The organism is Paenibacillus sp. J22R98 (assembly GCF_059383835.1).
This window is the reverse complement of sequence record NZ_JBXENW010000002.1, coordinates 74,658-87,700: the sequence shown is the minus strand read 5'-3', so window position 1 is coordinate 87,700 and position 13,043 is coordinate 74,658. Positions and strand designations below refer to the sequence as shown.

Genomic DNA, 13,043 nt, shown 5'->3' with positions numbered 1-13,043 from the left:
GTCGCGGCCTCCCTGAAGTAATTCATTCTAAATACTTTTCTAAAATGAAAATCACTTCTCTTGGATTGTATTTACGTCTTAGTTCTTCTCTTCGTAAAATTCCGCTTTCATAGTCATCTACTCGGACTCTCTCCATTTCTTCCAGATTTGAACCTTTGACTACCAGTTCCGTTGGTTTAAATCCATTTTTCAAATAAAAAGCTTCTACTTTGGGATCGTCCGCTGAACCTACACCAATTCTATCATAGCTTCTTTTCTTCACCGCAGTTTCAAAGACCCGCAGCATCTTTGTTCCCAGCCCAACTCTAGCATATTTCTTTGTAACATCCAGATTAACCGCGATCCCATTCAAATTAATGACTGCATTATTTCTCTTAGACGGACTACCATAGCAAATACCAACCACTTCATTACCATCCACGGTTACGAAGTACAAGTCAGGAGCACTATTCACCCGTTGCATAAAATCCTCAAAGTTTTCTACATCCAAATACTCGCACTGAAATGCATACGCTTGTTCATAATCACTTTCCTCGATTAATCGTATCTTCATCTCCATCAGGCAACCCTCCGTTTCTTACTCCGCTATTCGCACATACACTCGATCACGATACTTTTCTACTGCCACGGGTGATTCAAAAAACTCGCTGAGACCGTCTGTCGTCAGGACGTCTTCCGTTCGCCCGCTGCGCACGACCTCGCCGCCTCGGATGAGCAGCGCATGCGTGAAAACCGGCAAAATCTCTTCCGTATGATGGGTGACGTAAATTAGCGTTGGGGCATCCTTGCTTTCAGCCAAATCCTTGATACTGGCAAGCAGCCGTTCACGAGAGAACAAGTCAAGGCCGTTGCACGGCTCGTCCAGGATAAGAATGCGCGGCTTTGCCATTAGCGCTCTGGCGATGAGCAGTTTCTGTTTCTCGCCTTGCGAGCAGATGCGAAACTCGCGATCCCACAGATGGGCACACCCCAGCCTCTCCATCAGCGACCGAGCTAAATCAAGCTCCTCATCCAAAATAAGGTCATACAGCCCGATCGTCGCGTGCTTGCCGCTGATCACAATGTTTTGCGCACGGTCCGAAGCGTATAGCTTCTCCTGAAGGGATGTACTGACCCATCCGATTTCTTTGCGAAGCTCCCTCAGGTCGACTTCGCCGAAACGGCGGTCAAGCACGCTGACCGAACCCTCAGATGGCCAGAAATAACCGTTCACCATATTTAGCAGCGTTGTTTTGCCCGAGCCATTCAGGCCAAGCAGCGCCCAATGTTCGCCGGGTGAGACCTGCCAGCTGACATCATTCAGCAGCGTAAGTCCCTCCCGTCGCCAAGTAACATGCTCGATATCGATGATCATAGTATTCTGCAAAGCTCCTTTCATGCTAACTCACCTTCTATTGATGTTGTTCCTGAAACTCCAATTGTACCCATATTAGCACGATTACTCCATTGATGTTTATCCTAGTAACTGAAAAAGGCAGCCGATCTCGGCTACCTAGTTTAATCGTATCATGCCTAACCTAGAAATACCGGCAATAAAATCAACAGAGTAGAAATGATAATCAAAAACCGAGTCGCACTTCTAGGCAGCTTCTCTCGTCCTTTTCCTGTATACCATCCGCTAAACTGGAGCTTGTTTCTGTACAAAACAAAAATCAACATGTAAATGCCAAGCATGATGGTCCATTCATATTTTTCGTTGGATATCCCGATCCCGGAGTAGATTATTTTAATCAAATATCCAATAATCGCACCTCTATATATTTACTTACTTATTACCCTTGAGCACCTTTAGTAATTTCACAAAATCAAAGGAACTCGGACTTTAGCATATAGAATGTCAATCATGTTCGTGTCCTTTTGATGCGGCATACCACTCTATGATTCCCCATTCACGGATGATTTCTTGACCTATGTCAGATGGCAGCTTATTCTCAGTGTCTACGATTACATTCTCCAATTTCTTCTCGGCGAGTTCCTTGGTGAGTTGGGTTGAGCGCTGTAGATGCCAATTTAGTGAATCGATGGTTTTTTCCCTGCCACGAATCCGATCATGGTTGACTTCAAGTGACGCAACAAGGCGTACTACGAATAGTTCAGCTCCCGGTATTGATAATCGCATTTTGTTCAGATGTTCTGTGCTCTCCATCACACTTGGTATGATCAGACACTTTGCTCCAACAGAGCGATAGTTGTTCCAGACAGCAGCAAGATTTTTAAACCCAAGCTCCATGTTAAAAGGATCTTCTGATGGTGTAGGGAATGCACGCCTTACATCATCGAGGTCGACTACTGCATGAGGAAGTTTATAGTCATACTCCAGAATTTCGGATATGGCATCTGCGGTACTCGACTTTCCAATGCCAACAGGTCCAATAATATTCAGCACGGGGACAATCCAATCTCTCGTGTTCATAGAATCCACTCCAGTATTTGTGTAGGTTATCTATTTCATTCGTTTGGCCACCACAGTGCCGTCCGATTTAAGCACAACGGTATGACGATAGCCCGCTGCTAAGGTATCTTTGGGCCATTTTCTCACCATGAACGCCACTTCTTTTTCGAAAATTTGATTATCGTACTAATGAGCATATACAAGATAAAAATATATATCACGGTAAACAAATATCGGATCCCCTCCCGTTAACCTAGCTTGAATATACCACATACTGGAACCCTCGTAATGCCGTTTGGAGTTTATATCGTTCAAGTAATTTTTCGCGCAAAACCTTCCGTTACTTCAATTAAAAAGAGACCCACAGCAACGGGCTGCGGGTCTAAGTTATATTTACTTATAATGCTATCATTCTCTCTATACCTCCGTACGCGCTACTTCTTAATTCGCCAATTCACGATTCTGTTAATCAGCACAATCGTCACAAGGCTGTAGCCGAGCAGCACGATGCAGTCCAGCATGACGCCTCGCGACCAGCCGGTTAAGAGCACGTTACGCATCGCATCTGAAGCATAAGTAGTGGGGAAAACATAGGACAACCATTGAAGCGGCGCGGGAAGTTGGTCGATCTCCACCATGACGGGCGAGAGGAACGTGACAATCATCATAAGTGCTTGAACCAGCATGTTGGTCAGTTGATGGTTTGGCGACCAGAAGCCGATGAACACCCCGATCCCGACCACACTCATGAGCGACAGAATAACAACCAAGAGCAGCCACCACGAATAATGAAACTGAATCCCGTATATCAATTGTCCGATCATGCCTAGGAGAATAAAGGAAGGGATCGTATTGAGCAGACCCTTGAACAAATTAGCGAGTACGAAGTTGATTTTGGATATGGGCAGTGAGGCGTAGTACGTAAAATGACCCTCATGCTTCTGCCAGGAAATTTCCTGCCCCATTGAGTTCATCCCCATCACGATAAGACCGAAGATCAGATTACCTGCGATAATGCGAATCATCATCTCTTCGCTCGGATTTTCCGCGAAAAACTTCATGAACAGCACTGTCGTCAGCGGGAACATCGTGGCCATCAGAATGACCCAAACCCAACTGTCTTTAACAATGGCGAATTGGATGCGAAACAGAATGGAGATCTCGGTCCACAGCCTCCCCGGACCCTTGATCGGAACTGCAAACGTCGCCGCAGGATTGGTTAGCGTTGAAGGCTTCATTCCCCAACCACCGCCTTCCGGGCTTGCTCGTCGATATGGAAATACACGTCTTCCAAACTCGGCGGTTTCACGGCATACTCTTCGATCGGCAGCTCAGGGTGGCGGATAATATAATCGAGCATCCGGCTGGCCGCCTGCTTCTCGACAAGAAGCACCAGTCGGTTGTCGCCGTTATCCTGCAGACTCCCCCAGTTGGCCAACGACGCCATAACTTCCTCTTTGCGTCCGAATTCGGTACTTAGTTCAAACTTCAAACGCTGATCCACCTTCTGCTTCAGCCGCGAAACCGCATCGATATCAAGCAGGCGTCCGTGGTTAATGACGGCAACGCGATGAACAACCTGCTCAGCTTCGAGCACATTGTGTGTGACCAGGATGACGGTCGATCCCTGTCGGTTACGCTCCTTGATCAGATTCCAGACCAGGCGGCGGTTCTTCGGGTCAAGCTCATTGGTGGGCTCATCGAAAATCATCACCGGAGAGTGTCCGATCAGCGCCGTTCCGATGCCGATCATTCGCTTCTGTCCGCCGGAGAGATGCTTAAGCTGCTTATCGCGGAACGCCGTCATCCCGAACTGCTCAAGCAGCGCCTCCGCTTCCCGCTCAGCGGCGGATTTTACCATCCCCCTCAGCCTCCCTGTAAAAGCAAGTGCCTCATAAGCTTTCAACGCCGACAGCACTTGAGGCTCCTGCGAGAAGTATGCAACGAGACTCGCCACTTTCCTCGTCTGTTTAGCTACGTCTTCCCCGGCGAACAGAATACGTCCTTCCGTTGGCTCCAGATGACCGACCATCTGCTTGATCAAGGTGGATTTCCCTGCGCCGTTCGGGCCAAGTACCCCTAGAATCTCCCCTTCCGGAATATCGAATGTGATATGCTCGTTCGCCTTAGCTTTCCCTTTCTTGTACAGCTTGCTGACATCCCGAACCTCATAAATCATCCGTTCCAAAGAACAACGCCTCCATTCGAATACCAGATACTGTTAAGGATAAACGGAAACGTCAATCCGATGGAGCGTCTGCAGACCAAATCCCGCACCATCTCAAGCTGTATTTTCTTCTCTGTCTGAAGACCGATACTAATCGGTTTTGGATCATTTAGGATGTTGCGTAAACGCACACGCTTTCTCCTTTGCCCATACAATGGAATAGGCATTTTGAGAATGATGAGGAGGCAGAGCCGACATGCATTTCGAATCGACCTTACGGTCGAATATTGTCGCGGCAGCCAAGGAGTTGCAAAGCAGCCCCGCGGGATTCGCTACGTTTAAGAAGTCGTTTTGTAATGAGAAGTATTGGACATTGACGGATGAAGGAGGTTTTCAGCTCAAGGATAGTGTCATGCCGGCCGAGGCCATCCAAGATATTTTCTCAAACGGAAAAAAATACGGCTTCGAGTGTGCAACTGCCGTCATCATCGTTCTATACAAAGGCGTTCTGGATTCGCTCGGAGAAACCCCGTTTAATCGATTGTTTCAAAATCTGTACCTGCACTCCTGGCAAGCAGACAGCGACCTTGGACTGATTACCGAAGACACGCCAAGCTCGAATGCAAAGCCCGGTGACGTGTTATATTTCAAAAACCCGGAAGTTAATCCAGAGAAAATGGAGTGGCAAGGTGAGAATGTCATCATGCTGAGCGACGACCTTTATTTCGGACACGGAATTGGTATCAAATCCGGAGAGGGTATCATCGCTTCATTGAACAAACGCCGTATTGCGAATGCAACGAAATCCGCCTATTTGGAAGATCGGCTGGTTTATCCTGATTTCTATCATCTATCCCAATACGCTCCGGCTGATATGCGCTTGTACTATAATACAACCAGATGGCCAAACCCGAATGCAATAGGTGCTAGCGTCGGCGCACGAAGATACATCCGGCATTAGCATAAAGGCCAGGAAGAGCGAATGCTCAACCTGGCCTTTTATAGTTAACAAAGGGCCACCCCGCAGGCAGCCCCCATAGATTTCGAATTATTTTGTTCTGCTCGTGCCTTGCCCGCCTTTAACCAGCTTCAAGGTCGCAACGATCAGAAAGCTAACAATCACAAGCAGCAGCCATGAGCTCACTTTCCCAAAATGAACGATCCGCCATGATCCGGTCTGATCCGGATATTCCCATGCCCCGAAGAAAGTTGCGACGTTCTCGGCAATCCAGATAAAGAATCCTATTAATACGAATGAAGGCGCGAGCAGCATCCGGTATCTTGTTCCCCCAACCTCAAAGGTAACCCAAGTCCGCCAAAATACGATTATTACAAGTGCAGACAACCACCAGCGAGCATCGATCCAATAATGATGGGTAAAGAAGTTTAAATAAATCATGGCAGCCAGTGTTACCACCACCGGGAATGGCGGCCATCTAAGCAATTCGACGTCCATCCGCCGCCAGGCTTGGCAGAGATAACTCGCAACACTCGCATACATAAAGCCGCTGTATAACGGAACGCCGAACACCTTCGTGTACCCTTCTCCAGGGTACGACCATGAACCCATATGCACCTTGAAGATTTCAAGTGCCAAACCTATCAAGTGAAACAAGGTAATAACCTTAACCTCATCGCGTGATTCAAGGCCGGAATGAACCATCCACCACTGCATCCCGAGGCAAATAAGCAGCAGCAAGTCATACCTCGGAAGCCATGGCATCTGGATAAGCTGTGTTAATGCCAGCGAAGCGAATATAACAACGGGAAACAGGCAAGACCATGCCTGCTCCCAGCCAAAACGAACGAGCTGCAGGAATGCCCTTCTCATTATTCATCCATTTGGTAGTCCAGAACATCTCCGGGCTGACAATCCAAAGCTTTACAAATCGCCTCTAAAGTGGAGATGCGAATCGCTTTAGCCTTCCCATTCTTCAGAATAGATAGATTCGCCATTGTGATACCAACTCTCTCCGATAGCTCTGTTACGCTCATTTTTCGCTTCGCCAACATCACATCAATATTTATTATGATCGCCATATTATTCACCTCAGACCGTTAGGTCGTTTTCTGATTTAATAGCTATGGCATTGTTCAGCAGCTTCTGAAGAACAGCCGCGAAGACCGCAATCACCATCGAAGCAAATATAAACACCATCCCGATTACAATGACGCCGGGGGAATCGTCTCTCTCTGCTAAAAGGTAAAAGAGGGGCATCCCCAGTACAAACAAGGCACTGATTGAGAATGCACAGTATTTGATCTTCTTCAAAGCAGTGACAGATAAATCCGAGAAAGCCTGGTTCCTGTCAATATAGCACAGAAGTTTGAATGCTTGATACAGTGCAGTGTAAAAGGGAATCACCGTTGCATAGAGATCCATACAAACAAAATATTTGAGATAAGTATGATCCGGATACAGCTCTACAATATAGCTCGCGATCTCTGGAATGACAAAAATGCACAAAGCCAGAACCGGAATGCCGATCAGAAAAACAGTTACCTTCAAGAAAAGTGTTGAACCACGTTCCATGTCATGCACCTCATTTCCATTCTCTCAAGTTGAATTTAGCACAATATTTATCGTTTTGCAATAAATTTAAATCGTAAAACAAGTTATTTGTGTTGTTTCAACTTTCACGGATAGCTCTCAATTCGTTTATTGTACATTGCCATTCCCAGCGGAACATGGCATTGTCAAAGGTATCGAACGGGCACTAATGGGGAGGGAATGAGGGACATGCTTTATAGAGAAATACCCGGTACAACGTTAAATGCCTCTGTCATCTGCATGGGTACAGGCGGCTTCGGCGGTGGAATGTCACGCGAGGATGCATTTCGGCTCATTGATCTCTATCTAGAGCTTGGCGGCAACTTTATCGACACGGCGCATTCGTATGATAACTGGCTCGGGCTCGGAAGAAGCTTAACCGAAACCCGCCTTGGCGAATGGATGCAGGAACGAGGCAACCGCGATAAGCTTGTTCTAGCCACCAAGGGCGGTCATCCCGAAGAGGAAACACCGCATCAAGCGAGGCTTGGACGAGAAGTCCTTCATCAGGAGATTGATGAAAGCTTGAAGCTGCTCCGAACCGACTACATCGACCTGTACTGGCTGCATCGCGATGAGCCAAGCAGGCCGGTCGAAGAAATTATGGAGACCCTTCACAGCCAAGTTCTAGCGGGTAAAATCCGTCATATCGGCTGCTCGCATTGGACCGTGGAACGGATTAAACAAGCCCAGAGCTGCGCGGCTGCCAACGGTCTAACGCCGTTTGTTGCCAATCAACCGTATTGGAATTTAGCTGGTTACTATACCGGTTCCGCAAACGATGATCTTGAAGCAGACAGACGCTACTATGCGGAAAGCGGCTTAGCCGTTATCCCCTTCTCCTCTCAGGCGAACGGCTTCTTCAGCGGTAGATATGAGCGAGGGAAAGCAGCAGGTACGCATGCAAGCGCAGCCCATGTGGAGCGAAACTTCTTTAACGATCGCTGCTTCGACCTCCTAGATCGCGTACAGCAATTGGCAGGCGCTCTCGGAACAACCGGCACGGTTATTGCTCTAGCCTATTTGACTTCGCAGCCATTCTCTGTTTTCCCGATTATCGGCTCAAAGACACCGGACAATATGCGCGACAGCTGCGCAGCCGGCGATCTCATCCTAACGCCTGATCAGCTTCACTTCCTTGAGAAGGGTTAACCGCCGCGAATTTCTAACGAACCGTAGAGGCCTTAATCGGCTGAATTACGAGGTTTCGAGAATCTAACGAACCATGAAGGCCTTATTTCAGAATTTTCGGCTCCCACATACACGCCAAACAACAAATAAGGCCGCTGCGGTTCGTTAGAATTTTTTCGCTGCTGTTCTGGGGCAAACAAGGCCTCTACGGTTCGTTAGCGTATTCCGCCTCCCACCAAACACCTCCATAACGCAAAAAAGCAGCCGAACAATCTCGGCTGCTTCAATTCCTATTGTTAGTGCGTAGCCTGCAACGAACCCTTCTCGCTCAGACCAAGCGCCTTCGCTGTGGAAAGCTGATGTTGACGGATCAACTCAGGGTTTTTCAACAGGGACACGCCATAAGAAGGAATCATTTCTTTGATCTTCGGCTCCCACTCTTTAACATGTTCAGGGAAGCATTTCTTAATGACTTCAAGCATAACGGAAACTGCGGTTGACGCACCAGGAGATGCTCCAAGCAAGGCTGCAATGGAGCCGTCAGCGGCGCTAATAACTTCCGTACCAAATTGAAGTGTTCCTTTGCCGGCCGCAGTATCTTTAATAATTTGTACACGCTGACCCGCTACTAGTAATTCCCAATCCGCGCTGTTTGCATTCGGAACAAATTCCCGCAACGCTTCCATACGTTTTTCTTTCGATAACATAACTTGCTTGATCAGGTAGGTGGTCAATGAAACGTTCTTCACGCCAGCTGCCATCATCGTAACGAGGTTATGCCCTTTAACGGAGGACGACAAGTCGAACATCGAACCGAATTTCAAGAACTTCGGCGAGAAGCCGGCAAACGGTCCGAAGAACAGCGACTCTTTCTTATCGATCACGCGTGTGTCCAAATGCGGAACCGACATTGGAGGCGCACCGACCGGAGCTTGTCCATATACTTTGGCACGATGCTGCGCTACCACTTCCGGATTCTGACAAACCATGAACAATCCGCTTACCGGGAAGCCGCCAATCCCTTTCCCTTCAGGAATACCGGATTTCTGCAGCAAATGCAGACTTCCGCCGCCGCCGCCGATGAAGACGAACTTCGCCGTTTGACGCTCAACCGCGCCGTTCTCGACATTGCGTACTTTCAGTTCCCACGAGCCGTCTGACGCACGTTTGATATCATCAACATTATGGTTGAACTTGATATCAACGTTCTCACTCTTCAGGTGGTCAAACAAGATTCGCGTCAGAGCACCAAAGTTCACATCCGTACCCGATTCGATTCTTGTAGCCGCGATCGGTTGGTTAACATTCCGGTCTTTCATCATCAGCGGAATCCATTCCTTCAGCTTCGCTGGATCTTCGGAATATTCCATTCCGTCAAACAGTGGATTGTGTTCCAAAGCTTTAAACCGTTTCCTCAAAAAGTTGACATCTTGTTCCCCTTGAACAAAACTCATATGAGGCACCGGAACGATAAAGTCCTGTGGATTACGAATCAAGTTGCTGTTAACCAGATAAGACCAAAACTGTCTCGAAAGCTGGTATTCTTCATTCACTTTAATAGCTTTGCTAATATCTATGGACCCGTCCGGTTTCTCGGTAGTGTAGTTAAGCTCGCAAAGTGAGGAATGTCCTGTTCCTGCATTGTTCCATTCGTTTGAGCTTTCCTCGCCGGCAGTTCCGCGCCGCTCCAGCACGGTAATGTTCCAGTCCGGTACCAATTCTTTAAGCAGCGAACCTAAGGTAGCACTCATGATGCCGGCACCAATCAAGATAACGTCTGTTTTCGTTTGTCTGTTGCTCATGTTTACCGTCCTTCTACTCTACGATTTGCAGAAAGGATGTGAGCGTTCCTGCTAAAGCGCCACAGCAAGCCAGGGTAAAACCTTATCACACATCTTTTCCGGTCATTTTTCTCTCTCCTAGTGTATCACTATTATTTAGAGATTAAAATAATTGGGTTCAATAATCCTTTACAAATTCGTGTACCAATTGCACCTAACATATCCTTTATTCCACTAAGCTTGCCGATAGCGGTAAAAACTAACAGGCCCCATACCTTTATTAGTTTAACCACTTCTTCCTAGCAAATAACAAAGCCAAATCTCGCCAGCTCTATACGTACCGCATCGTGACCGTGCCGGCAAAATCAGCTGCATTGTCTTCGTATATATTCAGCATCTTCACATCTAACGTTGAACGCGTCCCAGCGGCCGCGAGGAATTTATCCGCCTTAGCGAAGACGATTCGCCCAAGGAAGCCGAGTGCCTTCGTACGATAATGCATGGGAATCGCCACTGTCGCCTGCAATTGACGCATCACCTGCGCAGCCTCCGTTCCATCAAGCGTCATTCTTCCCCCAACGGGAATCATAAGGACGTCCACTTTGCCGATTGCATTGACTTGCTCATCACTTAGCAGATGTCCCAAATCTCCGCAATGACAGATCGTCAGACCATCCATTTCGAAGCGAAAAATAATATTAGGGCCTCTTTTCTTCCCTTCCACCTTATCGTGGAATGTCTTGAACCCGGTTATGCGCACATCGCCGCAGTTATATTCCTTTGGTTGATTCACAAGGATATAGTTGCCCGAGGCCGCCTCGATTTTATTATGATCGCCATGATTATGCGTGACGACAACGATATCCGATTCAATGGGGACCGGCATGCGGTAGCCAAGAAATTTATAATAAGGATCGATGAGAATCCTCGTACCTGCATCTGATGTCAGAAGAAATGAGGAATGACCGAACCATTTGATTTGCATAGGAGGAGCCCCCTTATTAAAGTTATTGGATTGCATTCAAATCTTTATTCCCTTGCAGCTTCTTATACACGTTAACATACACCCACACCGCATTGCTCAAAAGGAGCGCGCTGGTAACAATAAAGACGTAGCGGCTGCCGAACCAGGCTGCCACTTGCCCGCCAAGAACTGCCCCTCCAAATACGCCTAAGTAACCTGCCGACATCGCAAAACCAAACACTCTTCCCGTAATGGCTGTAGGTGTAATTTTCTTAATCAAAATGTTAACAGTAGGCGTTAGCCCGGCAGCCGTGAGCCCTAACAAGAATCGCAGAATCATTAACTGCCACGGATTACTTACGAAAGCTTGAGGGATGAATATGATTCCGGCCGCAACCAGAGAAAACAACATGACTTTATGTGCACCGATGCGATCAGATAATTTCCCTAACCGTGGAGCCGCAAAAATATTGGCAAGCCCCGAGGCAGAGAAAGTGATCCCGGCAATGAGTGCGACATGACTGAGATTGAGGGTTAACTGGGTAATATAAACGGTAAGGATCGGTTCCACCGAATACAGGGCTACCGTTAAAACGAAGAAGGTCACGAACATTGTGATCGTCAAGCTTTTCTCCGGAATAAGAGCCCACACTTCTTTGGCGCTCTTCACCTGTTTATCTTTGCGCGTGAAGGTCTCTTTGACGAATAAGGCCGTTGTTAAGAACGCGATAAACATCAGTGCTCCTGTGATGAAGAATACATTTTGCATCCCGAAGTTCTCCACCAGGAAGCCGCCGATCATAGGCCCAAGCAAAGAGCCCGCAATACTAGCCGTCGACAGTGTGCCTAACGCATAACCGGCATGCTCTCGATCGGTCTGAGTAGCAATTAACGTCGTACACGCCGTTCCGTATCCGGTGATAACGCCTTGCAATAAACGGAGTCCAATTAATACATATACATTAGGCGCAAAGCCCATACAGAAAATCACAATCGCCATACCCAGACTCGCTCGCAGCAGCATCGGTTTCCGCCCAAATTTATCTGCAGCCGCGCCCCATATTGGGGAGAAAATCGCGGAAATGATAAACGTAATGCCGAACGCAAGTCCGGAGAATTGAGCAATTTCGCTTGCATCATCGACGCCAAGATGCTTGATAAACAGCGGTAATACAGGCGCAATCTGACTCATGCCCACTCCTGTCACAAACATCCCGAACCAGCAAACAATCAAATTTCTTTTCCAAATTGGCATTAGGCGCATCAACCTAAACGACGTACGAAAAAAACGTATTTGTTCATCATGTTGAACACTTCCATTCTTTATGATAGCATGAAGCGGAGACCTCTCCATTTAATGTTAAACGGAGACCGCTCCGCTTGTCAAGACAGACCTATTTGAATTTCGGGAAGTGAGCCTATCCATGCAAGATTCTCCTATACCAACGCCTCCACCACGTTCCGAACGCCGCGATGCTGCCGAGAATCGTCAGCGCATCTTGGATGCAGCACTTCGCCTCTTCGATCAACATGGTGTAGAACAAGTCAGTATGAACCAAATTGCTACAGAAGCACAGATTGGTCCGGGCACGTTATACCGCCGGTATCGCAATAAAGGCGAGCTGTGCCACGATCTAATGAAAGAGAACATCATCCTTCTGTTCGATAGTATCGAAACGCACTTGCTGGATCATCGAACAGCCCCGCCAAGCGAACGACTGCAAGGGCTGCTCAGCTTGTTCATTCGATTCAGGGAGAAGAAATCCCAGCTTCTTAAAGGGGTTGAAGACTCCGCTTCCACCAACCGGTTTCGATCGCGAACGCAAAGCCCTTTGTATGTAGAGCTGCATCAGCTGATCGTAGAGCTGCTCGACGAAATGACGGTATCCGGTCAGCCTCAGCAGCCGAACAACGTGTTTAAAGCGGACATGCTCCTAATGGCCCTAAGCAGCGAAGCCTACTCCTTTCAGCTCGAAGAGCGCGGCTATTCATCGGAGCGGTTTCTGGAGCAAATCTGCCTCACCTTCCTTCCACAAACTTGAGCGCGAGCTCCCAGT

15 protein-coding genes and 1 pseudogene are annotated in these 13,043 nt (G+C 47.8%); 3 read left to right on the top strand and 13 right to left on the bottom strand.

Going from position 1 to position 13,043, the window contains the following annotated elements:
- Window positions 1-22: 22 nt before the first annotated feature.
- The 7 genes and pseudogenes from AC50Y3_RS06055 to AC50Y3_RS06025 all read right to left on the bottom strand — a co-directional run bounded on the left by AC50Y3_RS06055 (window position 23) and on the right by AC50Y3_RS06025 (window position 4,750).
- On the bottom strand, window positions 23-559 hold the full coding sequence (locus AC50Y3_RS06055; RefSeq protein WP_494817881.1) for a GNAT family N-acetyltransferase: 537 nt from the start codon (window positions 557-559) through the stop codon (window positions 23-25).
- An 18-nt stretch (window positions 560-577) separates the two neighbouring features.
- Window positions 578-1,378: an ABC transporter ATP-binding protein gene (locus AC50Y3_RS06050; protein ID WP_494817880.1), complete on the bottom strand. Its 801-nt coding sequence runs from the start codon at window positions 1,376-1,378 to the stop codon at window positions 578-580.
- Window positions 1,379-1,837: 459 nt separating this feature from the next.
- Entirely contained in the window at window positions 1,838-2,413 is a 576-nt protein-coding gene (locus AC50Y3_RS06045) for a hypothetical protein (protein WP_494817879.1), read from the bottom strand.
- A 45-nt stretch (window positions 2,414-2,458) separates the two neighbouring features.
- Window positions 2,459-2,542, bottom strand: a pseudogene (locus AC50Y3_RS06040) (RCC1-like domain-containing protein); the annotation flags it as partial.
- Window positions 2,543-2,826: 284 nt separating this feature from the next.
- Window positions 2,827-3,630 (bottom strand): ABC transporter permease, encoded by an 804-nt coding sequence (locus AC50Y3_RS06035; RefSeq protein ID WP_494817878.1) that lies wholly within the window; start codon window positions 3,628-3,630, stop codon window positions 2,827-2,829.
- Entirely contained in the window at window positions 3,627-4,580 is a 954-nt protein-coding gene (locus AC50Y3_RS06030; protein ID WP_494817877.1) for an ABC transporter ATP-binding protein, read from the bottom strand. The genes AC50Y3_RS06035 and AC50Y3_RS06030 overlap by 4 nt, the downstream gene beginning before the upstream one ends.
- The gene (locus tag AC50Y3_RS06025; RefSeq protein WP_494817876.1) at window positions 4,568-4,750 is read right to left on the bottom strand and encodes a hypothetical protein; all 183 of its coding nucleotides are present in this window, start codon (window positions 4,748-4,750) and stop codon (window positions 4,568-4,570) included. The genes AC50Y3_RS06030 and AC50Y3_RS06025 overlap by 13 nt, the downstream gene beginning before the upstream one ends.
- A gap of 65 nt (window positions 4,751-4,815) precedes the next feature.
- On the opposite strand from AC50Y3_RS06025, the gene tgl reads away from it, so the two are divergent.
- A complete protein-coding gene (tgl, locus tag AC50Y3_RS06020) occupies window positions 4,816-5,520 on the top strand; it encodes a spore coat transglutaminase TGL (protein WP_494817875.1) in 705 nt (234 codons plus the stop codon).
- Between the two features lie 87 nt (window positions 5,521-5,607).
- On the opposite strand, the gene AC50Y3_RS06015 is transcribed toward tgl, so the two are convergent.
- The 3 genes from AC50Y3_RS06015 to AC50Y3_RS06005 are packed head-to-tail and all read right to left on the bottom strand — an operon-like array spanning window position 5,608 to window position 7,092.
- Window positions 5,608-6,390 (bottom strand): DUF817 domain-containing protein, encoded by a 783-nt coding sequence (locus tag AC50Y3_RS06015; protein WP_494817874.1) that lies wholly within the window; start codon window positions 6,388-6,390, stop codon window positions 5,608-5,610.
- Window positions 6,390-6,599, bottom strand: a complete 210-nt coding sequence (locus AC50Y3_RS06010; RefSeq protein WP_494817873.1) for a helix-turn-helix domain-containing protein — start codon at window positions 6,597-6,599, stop codon at window positions 6,390-6,392. Before AC50Y3_RS06010 ends, AC50Y3_RS06015 begins: the two co-directional genes overlap by 1 nt.
- Before the next feature lie 10 nt (window positions 6,600-6,609).
- On the bottom strand, window positions 6,610-7,092 hold the full coding sequence (locus tag AC50Y3_RS06005; RefSeq protein ID WP_494817872.1) for a DUF2975 domain-containing protein: 483 nt from the start codon (window positions 7,090-7,092) through the stop codon (window positions 6,610-6,612).
- Window positions 7,093-7,299: 207 nt separating this feature from the next.
- On the opposite strand from AC50Y3_RS06005, the gene AC50Y3_RS06000 reads away from it, so the two are divergent.
- Window positions 7,300-8,262: an aldo/keto reductase gene (locus AC50Y3_RS06000; RefSeq protein WP_494817871.1), complete on the top strand. Its 963-nt coding sequence runs from the start codon at window positions 7,300-7,302 to the stop codon at window positions 8,260-8,262.
- Between the two features lie 275 nt (window positions 8,263-8,537).
- Here the strand turns inward: AC50Y3_RS06000 and AC50Y3_RS05995 are convergent, their stop codons facing one another.
- From AC50Y3_RS05995 to AC50Y3_RS05985, 3 genes are all read right to left on the bottom strand, one after another.
- Window positions 8,538-10,043: a malate:quinone oxidoreductase gene (locus AC50Y3_RS05995; protein WP_494817870.1), complete on the bottom strand. Its 1,506-nt coding sequence runs from the start codon at window positions 10,041-10,043 to the stop codon at window positions 8,538-8,540.
- Window positions 10,044-10,353: 310 nt separating this feature from the next.
- On the bottom strand, window positions 10,354-11,007 hold the full coding sequence (locus tag AC50Y3_RS05990; RefSeq protein ID WP_494817869.1) for an MBL fold metallo-hydrolase: 654 nt from the start codon (window positions 11,005-11,007) through the stop codon (window positions 10,354-10,356).
- A 22-nt stretch (window positions 11,008-11,029) separates the two neighbouring features.
- Complete coding sequence (locus AC50Y3_RS05985) at window positions 11,030-12,241, bottom strand: multidrug efflux MFS transporter (RefSeq protein ID WP_494817868.1); 1,212 nt, start codon at window positions 12,239-12,241, stop codon at window positions 11,030-11,032.
- Between the two features lie 169 nt (window positions 12,242-12,410).
- Between AC50Y3_RS05985 and AC50Y3_RS05980 the strand changes: the two genes are divergently transcribed.
- Complete coding sequence (locus AC50Y3_RS05980; protein WP_494817867.1) at window positions 12,411-13,028, top strand: TetR/AcrR family transcriptional regulator; 618 nt, start codon at window positions 12,411-12,413, stop codon at window positions 13,026-13,028.
- Window positions 13,029-13,043: the final 15 nt, after the last annotated feature.

Excerpts from the sequence above, each read along its gene's own strand:
- AC50Y3_RS05990 (WP_494817869.1), bottom strand. The coding sequence starts at position 11,007 with ATGCAAATCAAATGGTTCGGTCATTCCTCATTTCTTCTGACATCAGAT.
- AC50Y3_RS06035 (WP_494817878.1), bottom strand. The coding sequence starts at position 3,630 with ATGAAGCCTTCAACGCTAACCAATCCTGCGGCGACGTTTGCAGTTCCG.
- AC50Y3_RS06010 (WP_494817873.1), bottom strand. The coding sequence starts at position 6,599 with ATGGCGATCATAATAAATATTGATGTGATGTTGGCGAAGCGAAAAATG.
- AC50Y3_RS06005 (WP_494817872.1), bottom strand. The coding sequence starts at position 7,092 with ATGGAACGTGGTTCAACACTTTTCTTGAAGGTAACTGTTTTTCTGATC.
- tgl (WP_494817875.1), top strand. The coding sequence starts at position 4,816 with ATGCATTTCGAATCGACCTTACGGTCGAATATTGTCGCGGCAGCCAAG.
- AC50Y3_RS06045 (WP_494817879.1), bottom strand. The coding sequence starts at position 2,413 with ATGAACACGAGAGATTGGATTGTCCCCGTGCTGAATATTATTGGACCT.
- AC50Y3_RS06055 (WP_494817881.1), bottom strand. The coding sequence starts at position 559 with ATGGAGATGAAGATACGATTAATCGAGGAAAGTGATTATGAACAAGCG.
- AC50Y3_RS06000 (WP_494817871.1), top strand. The coding sequence starts at position 7,300 with ATGCTTTATAGAGAAATACCCGGTACAACGTTAAATGCCTCTGTCATC.
- AC50Y3_RS05980 (WP_494817867.1), top strand. The coding sequence starts at position 12,411 with ATGCAAGATTCTCCTATACCAACGCCTCCACCACGTTCCGAACGCCGC.
- AC50Y3_RS05995 (WP_494817870.1), bottom strand. The coding sequence starts at position 10,043 with ATGAGCAACAGACAAACGAAAACAGACGTTATCTTGATTGGTGCCGGC.
- AC50Y3_RS05985 (WP_494817868.1), bottom strand. The coding sequence starts at position 12,241 with ATGCCAATTTGGAAAAGAAATTTGATTGTTTGCTGGTTCGGGATGTTT.
- AC50Y3_RS06050 (WP_494817880.1), bottom strand. The coding sequence starts at position 1,378 with ATGAAAGGAGCTTTGCAGAATACTATGATCATCGATATCGAGCATGTT.
- AC50Y3_RS06015 (WP_494817874.1), bottom strand. The coding sequence starts at position 6,390 with ATGAGAAGGGCATTCCTGCAGCTCGTTCGTTTTGGCTGGGAGCAGGCA.